At 64.7% G+C, this 8,709-nt stretch carries 14 protein-coding genes and 1 pseudogene; 2 read left to right on the forward strand and 13 right to left on the reverse strand.

All coding sequences use genetic code 11. The features are described from left to right. Positions 1-191 (forward strand): annotated as a pseudogene (gene groEL, locus AC2VON_RS11360) (chaperonin GroEL); the annotation flags it as partial. Between the two features lie 9 nt (positions 192-200). Then, a complete protein-coding gene (locus tag AC2VON_RS11365; RefSeq protein WP_486953054.1) occupies positions 201-407 on the forward strand; it encodes a hypothetical protein in 207 nt (68 codons plus the stop codon). A 45-nt stretch (positions 408-452) separates the two neighbouring features. On the opposite strand, the gene AC2VON_RS11370 is transcribed toward AC2VON_RS11365, so the two are convergent. From AC2VON_RS11370 to AC2VON_RS11430, 13 genes are all read right to left on the reverse strand, one after another. Continuing rightward, positions 453-851 (reverse strand): hypothetical protein, encoded by a 399-nt coding sequence (locus AC2VON_RS11370; protein ID WP_486953055.1) that lies wholly within the window; start codon positions 849-851, stop codon positions 453-455. Beyond that, entirely contained in the window at positions 848-1,168 is a 321-nt protein-coding gene (locus tag AC2VON_RS11375; protein ID WP_486953056.1) for a hypothetical protein, read from the reverse strand. The genes AC2VON_RS11370 and AC2VON_RS11375 overlap by 4 nt, the downstream gene beginning before the upstream one ends. After that, positions 1,165-1,539: a Gp19/Gp15/Gp42 family protein gene (locus AC2VON_RS11380; protein WP_486953057.1), complete on the reverse strand. Its 375-nt coding sequence runs from the start codon at positions 1,537-1,539 to the stop codon at positions 1,165-1,167. Before AC2VON_RS11380 ends, AC2VON_RS11375 begins: the two co-directional genes overlap by 4 nt. A 141-nt stretch (positions 1,540-1,680) precedes the next feature. Continuing rightward, positions 1,681-1,902: a hypothetical protein gene (locus tag AC2VON_RS11385; protein ID WP_486953058.1), complete on the reverse strand. Its 222-nt coding sequence runs from the start codon at positions 1,900-1,902 to the stop codon at positions 1,681-1,683. After that, positions 1,902-2,186, reverse strand: coding sequence for a hypothetical protein (locus AC2VON_RS11390; RefSeq protein ID WP_486953059.1), 285 nt, complete (start codon positions 2,184-2,186; stop codon positions 1,902-1,904). The genes AC2VON_RS11385 and AC2VON_RS11390 overlap by 1 nt, the downstream gene beginning before the upstream one ends. A 535-nt stretch (positions 2,187-2,721) precedes the next feature. Beyond that, a complete protein-coding gene (locus AC2VON_RS11395) occupies positions 2,722-5,019 on the reverse strand; it encodes a phage tail protein (protein ID WP_486953060.1) in 2,298 nt (765 codons plus the stop codon). A gap of 81 nt (positions 5,020-5,100) precedes the next feature. Beyond that, positions 5,101-5,913 (reverse strand): phage major capsid protein, encoded by an 813-nt coding sequence (locus AC2VON_RS11400; RefSeq protein WP_486953067.1) that lies wholly within the window; start codon positions 5,911-5,913, stop codon positions 5,101-5,103. Between the two features lie 170 nt (positions 5,914-6,083). Beyond that, positions 6,084-6,539: a hypothetical protein gene (locus AC2VON_RS11405; RefSeq protein ID WP_486953061.1), complete on the reverse strand. Its 456-nt coding sequence runs from the start codon at positions 6,537-6,539 to the stop codon at positions 6,084-6,086. Then, complete coding sequence (locus AC2VON_RS11410) at positions 6,536-6,811, reverse strand: hypothetical protein (RefSeq protein ID WP_486953062.1); 276 nt, start codon at positions 6,809-6,811, stop codon at positions 6,536-6,538. Before AC2VON_RS11410 ends, AC2VON_RS11405 begins: the two co-directional genes overlap by 4 nt. After that, positions 6,808-7,011, reverse strand: a complete 204-nt coding sequence (locus AC2VON_RS11415) for a hypothetical protein (RefSeq protein WP_486953063.1) — start codon at positions 7,009-7,011, stop codon at positions 6,808-6,810. The genes AC2VON_RS11410 and AC2VON_RS11415 overlap by 4 nt, the downstream gene beginning before the upstream one ends. Positions 7,012-7,096: 85 nt before the next feature. Next, the gene (locus AC2VON_RS11420) at positions 7,097-7,246 is read right to left on the reverse strand and encodes a hypothetical protein (protein WP_486953064.1); all 150 of its coding nucleotides are present in this window, start codon (positions 7,244-7,246) and stop codon (positions 7,097-7,099) included. A gap of 891 nt (positions 7,247-8,137) precedes the next feature. Then, on the reverse strand, positions 8,138-8,377 hold the full coding sequence (locus AC2VON_RS11425) for a hypothetical protein (protein WP_486953065.1): 240 nt from the start codon (positions 8,375-8,377) through the stop codon (positions 8,138-8,140). 138 nt (positions 8,378-8,515) lie between these two features. Beyond that, a partial coding sequence (locus tag AC2VON_RS11430) for a hypothetical protein (RefSeq protein WP_486953066.1) occupies positions 8,516-8,709 on the reverse strand: 194 nt, incomplete at its 5' end.

The raw sequence follows: 8,709 nt of genomic DNA on the forward strand, positions 1-8,709 counted from the left end.
TGATCGCCGACGGCGTCATCGACCCGGTCAAGGTCACCCGGTCGGCGGTGCTCAACGCGGCATCGGTGGCACGGATGGTGCTCACCACCGAGACGGCTGTCGTTGAAGCGGTACCACAAGATGACGCAGGTCATGAGCACAGTCACGGGCACGGGCATAGCCACGGCCATCACCACCACCACCACCACTAGGCTGAAGGTGTGACTTACAACATCCACATCAAGACCGCGGACGGCGGCGTCGAGTACCCCAACGCACTGAGCTACACCTTCAAGGACAGCTTTTTGAAGGTGCAGGTAGGTGCTAACGGTGACGAGTCGGACGACATCTACTTCAGCCCCCACTACTGGCAGCAGTTCGTGATCAACCCGAAGAGCGAGGATCCTCTCGGTCTGAGGGATCTGTAGCCGGCACGACGAGGAGCCCCCGCTTCCGGCGGGGGACTCTCTCGTCTACGCGCTGGCTCGGAGGCCGAGGGTGAACGAGCCGCCGACGTGCCAGGTGTCGGGGATCGGGCTCGTCGTCTCATGCGGCCCCTGAGCCTCTTGGAGGCTCTGGAGGTAGCCGACACCCTCCACGACGGTTTGGTCCCTCACAGCGGCGTACAGAGCGTCTGAGGCAGCCTCGTGCAGCTCCTCGGCAGCGACTAGGCCGTCAGCCGAGATCGCCACCATCTCGATGTCCGGTTGAGCGAACCGGTTGGGCAGGTTCTGGTTACGGGTGCCGCCTGCGCGGCGCACGATCACCATCGGCAGCGTCCGGTGGTCGACATCGGGGAGCTGGGACACGACTGCGACACCGGGGAGAGCTGCCCGGAGCAGAGGCAGCACCACGGCCTGGGGTCGGATCACTTCCTCACCATCACGTAGTCGACGTGAGCCGTGCGCCGGCTGCCGTTGTAGACCTTGGGATCTCCGTCGATGGCGTACCGCTTCCCGTTCCACTCCACGGCGCTCTGAGCGCCCAGCAGGCCGTCGTATCCGACGAGCCGAAGGCGATACCTCGACACGGTGCCTTCATCGTTCTCGGTGGACGACAGCGGCTGCACGACCGCACGGGCCGGGACTCCGACCGTGCCGGGCTTGGTGACCGTGTTGCCGTCTGAGTCGGTCTTGGTGACCTCCGCGAAGACGGTCACCAGCTCGGTTGAGCGGTTGAGGAGGCTCACAAAGCCACCCCGCCTATGCCGGGGGCGATACCGAACATCTTCCCGACACGAATGCCGAGCCGTTCCCACTCGTCAGGGGTGATCCTCAGCGAGCCATCGGTGTTGTACGACTTCTGGAACCCGTAGTTCCCGTCGTTCTCCGAGACGATGCCGTCTCCGTGAAGCAGTACCCGGAGCACGGCCTCGGCCTCGATGTCGACCACGTCGGCCTGGTCGATCTCCTCGGCCGCGATCTGGTCAGCCAGGTCCGGGATCCTGCGGAGGATCTTCCGCTCGACCTGAGCCAGCCGGCGCTCGACAAGCGCCGTCTCCTCGGTCGTCAGCGACTTGCCGTAGATGGCTTGAACGTCAGATGCAGTTGCGTAGGGCATCGGCCGCTTTCCTCTCAGCTTCCAGTGCCGCCATCAGGCGGCGGCGGTTCTTGGGCTGGACCCTGGCCTTCGCCCGGTGGCGAGGCCAGTTGTCGCCGTCTCTGCTGCTGGCGTAGCACGGTGGGATCTTGAGTTCTTGCATCAGATGGCTCTCTCTAGTCGGTCGAGCAGCGCAGCGGTGGCCGGGTTGGCCAGCCGCCCTGCTGCTTGCTTCGCTTTCATGTCGCGGAGGTACTCCGCGTTCGTCCTGGTGTCTGCTGCGTGGGCGGTCAGGAGCGACCGCAGCCGCTCGACGGTCACCCCACGGTCAGGTCGGATGCCCCTACGCCTTCGGGTCTTGGACATCCCGGTGCCTCTGGGCATCAGCCGACCTCCTCGAAGTTGAGTCGGGCCAGCAACTGAGCCAGCAGCGACCGCTGCGCTCTCGCCTCGGCGATGAACGGGGAGATCACCGGCTGACCCATCGATCCCTTGACGGTCAGCGGGGCCTCGGCGGCTGCCTTGTCCAACTCCGCGATCGCGTCTACCACGCGGCAGGCTTCAACGAGGATCTGGACCTTGTGAGGCTCGCTTTCGAGGTCGAACTCAGTGGTGATCGACCGCCACAGTCTCTTGCCAGCAGCCTGCAAACCTGCAGGTGAGCGCATGTTTCTCCTTAACTTACTGACTCCGAAAAAATGAGGTTCTGATCGGCAAAATCCCTCGGCCGCATAAACGACCGGTCCTGTACCCGGGGGGATGGGGACTCCCCCCTGGGGTCGCACGAGTGCTCTGAGCTGCTCTTATCGCTGCGCGAGCATCATCAACCGCACCTGATGCTGTGCTCGTGCGTACTCGCTCAGCGCATCAGCGAGCGCGACCGCACTGACCCACAGCTCAGTCGACGCAGGGCTACTGCCTGCGTCTCTGCACATACGCTCTGCACGCTGCAGCTCCTTCGCGATGCGGTAGCACAGGACAGTGCAGTACTGCTCCTCCCCCCTCGCCTTGGGCCGGGGGCATCCTTCCCGCTTGCACCTGGGTATGGGCGTGCGGGCCTTGCGAACTAGGTCACCGGGGGTGGGGGTGGGGGTCACCTTCTGTTTCTCTCCTCGTAGATCTGGGCAAGAGCAGACCCCCCGGCTTTGTACCGGGGGGCCTAGCATCGAAATGCGTATTCAGTTGTTGGACATCGGCGCTCGACTAGGTTCGACCGACGACGGCGATTGCTTTCTTGGACTCTTCGCGGTCCTTGATCGACAGCGCCTCATCGACAGAGCCGATGTTGAAGACGTAGTTGATACCTTCGGTCACGGCCTTCGAGATGACGCCATCACCGGAGACCCCGATGTCGGAAAGGAACTGCTGCCCAGTCGCTTTCGTGAAGTCGATGGGTGCGTTGAACAGGCTCGCTTCGGCCTTCTTCCAGGGGTCTTTGCTGTCGGTGGTGAAGCCGTCCGCGCCGAACTTCAGTCCGCCGCCGAGCTTGACCCCCTTGTCGAAGTGGTCCTTGACCGTGCTGGCCAGATCCTTCGCGGCGCTGGCCACGTTGGACTGCTGACCGTCGAGGCCGTTGACCAACCCCTGGCCGATGTTCTGACCGATCTGGTCGAACACCACCGACGGGGAGTGGATTCCGAGGAATCCCTTTACCGCGCCAGCCACGCTCGATGCGATGTCCGTCGCGGCGCTGATCGCTGCGCTGGCCATCGACTTGATGCCGTTGATCAAACCCTGGATCAAGTCCTTGCCGGCCTGCACCAGCAGGCTGCCGAAGTTAGACACCGCAGAAGTGATCTTCCCTGGGAGGCTGGTGATCTCGGAGATCACTTGGCCCACACCAGAAACCACAGCGCCGACGAAGCTGGAGACCGCGCTAACGGCTTGCTGGAACGCCGAGGCAAAGCCCTGGATCGCTCCGACAACCCCGCCCGCGAGCGCGGTACCAACCTGGATGACCGCGCCTGCGACCTGCACCATCATCGGCACGGCCGGCCCAACCGAGACCATCAGGTCAGCGAGCCCCTGAGCAAGCTGCATCATGCCTGGAGCCGCTTTGACCAGCACCGGCACCATCGATGTCAGGGTAGACGCGAGCATCTGCAGCATCAGCGGTGCGTTCTCTGCCAGGACGCCGGCAATCTGTCCGAACGCCGTAGCGAGCTGGGGGAGGTACGAGGTGAGCTGGCCACCGATCGCGGTGCCCAGTTGCACGAACGACTGAATAACACCGGGAAGGATCGGCTGGAGCTGCTGCAGCGCAGCGACAACGCCGTTGCTCAGCGACGTGGCAAGCGGAACCAGCGTCGGACCAAGCGATTTCAGAGCGCCCGTCAGCGTGGTGCCTAGCGTGTCCGCGAGCATCGATAGCCCCGGAGTGAGCGACGTGAGGATCGGTCCGAGCTGGTTTCCCAGCTCACCGAAGACGTTCCCTGCTAAAGCCGAGAACGAAGTCAGGGCAGGCATGAACGCGACGAACGCGTTACCGATGCCGCTGATCATGTTCGACAGCGGACCACCGAGCTGGCTCATCGCTTGCAGCCCAGACTCGAACAATTGGTTGAAAAGCGTGAGCAGCGAGCCGAGCGTCTGCGACAGACCTTGGAACGCGCCTTGTAGGACTCCGCTCTGGGAGACTCTGCCTATCATCTGGTCGAACTGAGTGGCGAACTGCTGGAGAGGCTGCAGCAGCAGGCCCAGGTTCTTCGCACCGTCCGCGCCGAGCGTGAGCATGGTCGAAGTGAACGACTGCAGCGTCGGCGTCAGCGCGCCGATGAAGTCTCCGACGTTGCCGAAGATTGTCGCCATCTGGGCCATGCCGCCCGACGAGGTCAGGACGTTGGTCACGCCCTGGGCTACTCCGACGAGCTGCTGAGCCACACCGGAGAAGCCCGAGGTCAGGATCGGCATGAGCGAGGTCAACTGCTGGAAGACAGGCCCGAGCCCCTGCTCGAAGACCGAGGAGACCGACGCCTTGAGAGCGTCGAACTGCGGGGCGATCGACTGAGCCGCCTTCTTGATCCCGTCCAGCCCGAGGGCGATCGAGCCCACGGGAATCGCTACCGATGCCAACAGCGAAGGCAGGCCGGCCAGCAGGCCGGCCACCAGGCCGATAACCGGAGCCGCTGCTGCGAACACAGCGCCGACGATCCAGCCGGTACGGCCGAGGCTTGCGAACCCTTCGCCTGCGGATTGAGCGTTCTCCCCTACGGTGGCGAGCTGAGCTGCCATCCCTTTGATGCTGTTGCGGAGGAAGTTGGTATCCAGGCCGAGCTTGGCCTCGATGTTGGATGAAGCGGCCTGAGCCTTCATCTCGGCCAGGGCTGCACGTAGGTGCGCCTTCGCACCGGCGGTGTCTAGCTTGGCCTCTACCCCGACCGTCGCCCGCACGGACCGCTCGATCTCTTCGAGGTCTTTCTTCAGTTCGCGCCGGAAGTCCTTGGTGTCAGGCGAGACCCGAACCGATATCCGGGCTACTTCAACGCCTGTTGCTTTGGCCATGCGGCCACCTCCTATCAGAGGGATAGAGCCCACGAGAGGGGCTGAGCACGAAACCCAGCCCCTCCCAGTGGATTACAACGATCAGGCGGCGTGGCCGCGAACCACACCGGCCGGGTTGAGGAACCCGATGCCGATACGGCTGACCGCACGCACGTAGGTGCCGTCCTGGGTCACAGCGGGGAACCGCTCGACCGTGGTGCCCTTGCGGAGGACGTACATGACGTGCGCCTCGGGGATGCCCCAGAAGAGGGTCGCGGCGTCGACCTGGTCGGAGACCAGGACCGGCAGGCCGGCCACGCGGAGGCCGTCATCCACGAACTCGACCAGGTTCCGGTTCGAGGCGGAGGCTTCCTTCAGCAGCGAGACAGCCTCAGCGGTCGCCGGGGAGACGATCCAGCTCGACAGCTCCGAGCCCGCCGCGATGGCGGCGTACCGGGCCTTGATGAACGGGTCCAGGTTCGCCAGAGCCGAGCCGGTGTCGACCGAGGTGCTGGCGATGGACAGCAGGCCGTTCGGGGCCTTGGCCGTGGTGTTGCCCAGGTAGGCGGCGTCGATCGCACGGGCGATCTGGTTCGACAGGCCAGCGCCGGCCTGCTTCGCGACCGCCGGGTCAGAGTCGTCCTTCAGCTCGTTCGAGATCAGAGTCAGACCAGCGGTCTTGCTCGGGATGACCTCGACCTCGTCGGTCGAACCGTCAGCCGGGGTGATCTCGTCCAGCTCGCCATACCAGCCCACATCCGGGTCGGAAACCCACAACGGGAAGCTGACCTTGACCTTGTCGGTGCCGAACACGGTCGCCGACTTGGCGGCGACAGACTTCGCCTGGACCTCGAGGTCGACCAGCTTGCCGAAGTCTTCCGGGGTGAAGGCATCGGCGGTGGTGGTGTGCTTCATGCTCACGTTTCTGTCTCCTTAGACAGTTGAACCCGCTGGCGTATCGCCAACGGGCGTAATGGATTTGGACTCTCACCGAGCCACGGGCTCGGATCAGCAGGGCACAGCCCTTGTCTGCGTTCGCTGCCAGCCGTCACAGACGGCGTTGGCGGCTACCAAGTTCTTCTCGCTCAGGTGCTGAGCAGCGCCTCCCAGGACGGGGAGGAGTTCTTCGGGGCCGTACCTCCGTGCCCCTGCGACGGGTCGTAACCCGGCGTGGTCTTCCGCAGACCGGGCCGTTCGGCCAGGATCGCGACGACATCAGCGGCCACCTTCTCGGCGTCCACGTCCCCGTCCTCGGTCAGGTAGTCGGCCAGCTCGTTGCCGCTGAGGCTGAACAGGTCAGCCGGATGGCTCAGAGCGTCGGAGGCCAGGCGCTCGACCTCGGCTCGCTGCATCCGCTGGATGCGCTCGGCCAGGGCGTCACGCTCGGCTCGGGCCTCGTTGCGCTCCACGCGGTAGCGGGCCTCCTTGTTGCCCTTCTGAGAGCCGCTCTCCTGCTCTCCGGTGCCAGCCCCTTCGGGGGCTGGTGTTTGGCCCTCAGCGGGGCTCTCAGCTCCAGTCTGAGTGGACTGCTCGTCGCTCATGCGGGTTGGTTCTCCTCTCGGTGGGTTTCCAGCCAGAGCATGCGTGCTTCTGGCGTGGCGTAGTGGCTCTGCTCGGTCATTCCGAACATCCCCTCGTAAGGTCCGGTCTCGGTGGAGATCAGGACCATGCCGTGCTCGCGGATGTAGCTGTTGACGTACTCAACGGCCGGGTCGCTCTCCTGCATCACCCGGCTGCGGTAGACCCGCAGACGGGCACCGTCGCCGGCTGCGACGAGGTACGGCGCAAGCCCTAGCCGGAACTGCTCGCTCATCGGTGCCTCCGAGCCCACAGAGCGCGGCGCAGCTCCATCGGGCCGGTGTCGACGGGCAGGCCGAGCTGGCCGGCGACTGCGGCTCGCTTCTCGGGGTCCATCGGCCAAGGGGTTCCTCCCCCGGCGATCACGGCTGCCTCGTAGGGCTGGCCGTGCTTCTCGAACCAGCGTTCAAACGTCAGCTCAGGTCGATCGCTCATCGAACCCTCAGCCCTAGCCAGAACACGGCCGCGAGCGCGACCTCGGCCGCAGCCAGCGCCAGGTTCATCGCCAGGTAGCCGGTCATCAGTCGACGCTCCAGTGGGTGATGGTCATGTGCTCGAACGCGTTGGGGCCGGTGCCGAACTCCACGGCGGCGTCCGGGCCGACCTCGTAGGTCTTGGCCGGCGCACCGCCCTCGGCTGCCGCCAGGGCGGCTCTCTCCAGGTCGTTCATCTCTCTCCTTCTGCGAACCGGGTAGGTGCCGGTCGCCTGGTGGGTGTCAAGGCGCGGCGGTTGCCGAGCCCTGATACGACGAAGCCCCCGGTGTTGCCGGGGGCCTCGGTACTGCGGTTGGCTGATCAGTCCCACGGGGAGGCCGGCGGGCCTCCTGCGGTTGCGGGTTGCAGGCGTGCAGCACGCTCCTCGCGTGCTTTCGACTCAGCTCGCCATGCGGGCTCGCTGGCGAACGGGTCATCCAACGGTGACCAGTGAGCGGTTGCGGGTTGCAGACCGGCAGGTCTGTGCTCATGGGCAATCTCTTCGGTTGCCTCTGATCCCTCAACCGCAAGAGACCGGCCCTCAGAGCCGGTCTCGTCCTGATCAGTTCTTGCACTACTCCAGTCGTGCACTTCTGGTGCACTCCTGGTTCCACTACTATGTGGCTCAGTTCCTGAGCCAGTAGGTGGCTCATCTGGTGAGCCAGTAGGTGGCTCAGTTCCTGAGCCAGTAGGTGGCTCATTTCCTGAGCCAGTGCTTGGAAGGTGGCTCAATTCCTGAGCCACCCCGGAGAGCTTCGAGACTTCATCCGAGGTGAACGGGCGGTTCGTCATCTGCAGGTGCCACACCTCCGCGTTCGCGGTGATGCGTTCGCGTACGAACCAACCGCGCTCTTGGAGAGCGTCCAGAGCATTCGCAACGGTGTTGCGGCTCATTCCGAGCGACTCCGCAACGTCACGGGCCGACTGTTGGTACCTCTCGTCGTGTGACCAGATGTACATGGCCACCGAGCGAGCTGGAGCTGACAGCTCGGTGTCTCGGGCGAGTGTCATCGGGAGCGATGCGAACAACCGTCCTCCTTCGGGGCCGTGGGAGCCGAGCTTGCCGTGGTGTCTGACCGGGTTGCGATTAGCCATTGCGAGCGGCCAGCTCGTCGCGGAGAGCGTTGCGCTCCTTGCGAAGCTGTACGTTCTCGTCGCGGAGCTTGCGGAGCTTCCTCTCCCAACTAGGTGGAAGCTCTTGGTCATTCAACCGTGCGGTGCCCTTCAGCCGCTTGCGAAGCTCGTGGTTCTCGGAGCGCAGCTTGCGGATCTGGCCAATCCAGTAGTCGGGCAGCTCCATGAGCTGCGCGGTCTGAGCAATGGTCATCGCGGATACCTCCATGTGTTGGGTTGGTGCCTCCCACCTGGGGAGGCACCTGGGGCGCTCTCAGCGGGCGCTGGAGCGGTTTTCTTGGCCCCGGCAGGGGCAAGTACTAGGCGGCTGCCAGAGCCGCTTCAATCGCCTTCAGCCGGCGTCGAGCTGCACGACACTCGGCCATGTACTCGCGCTGGCGGCGGCGACGGCACTGCGTGCAGTGGCCGTGCTTGAACTCGGTGTGTCCCGGTGCGTGTGATCACCTGAGTTGGCCCCAGTTGGGTCGTTTTTCTGCATGAATTTTGGCTCCACCTGGGCGGTGATTCGCTGCACGGTGGGCTCAG

Source organism: Mycobacterium sp. TH-M82, assembly GCF_057473605.1.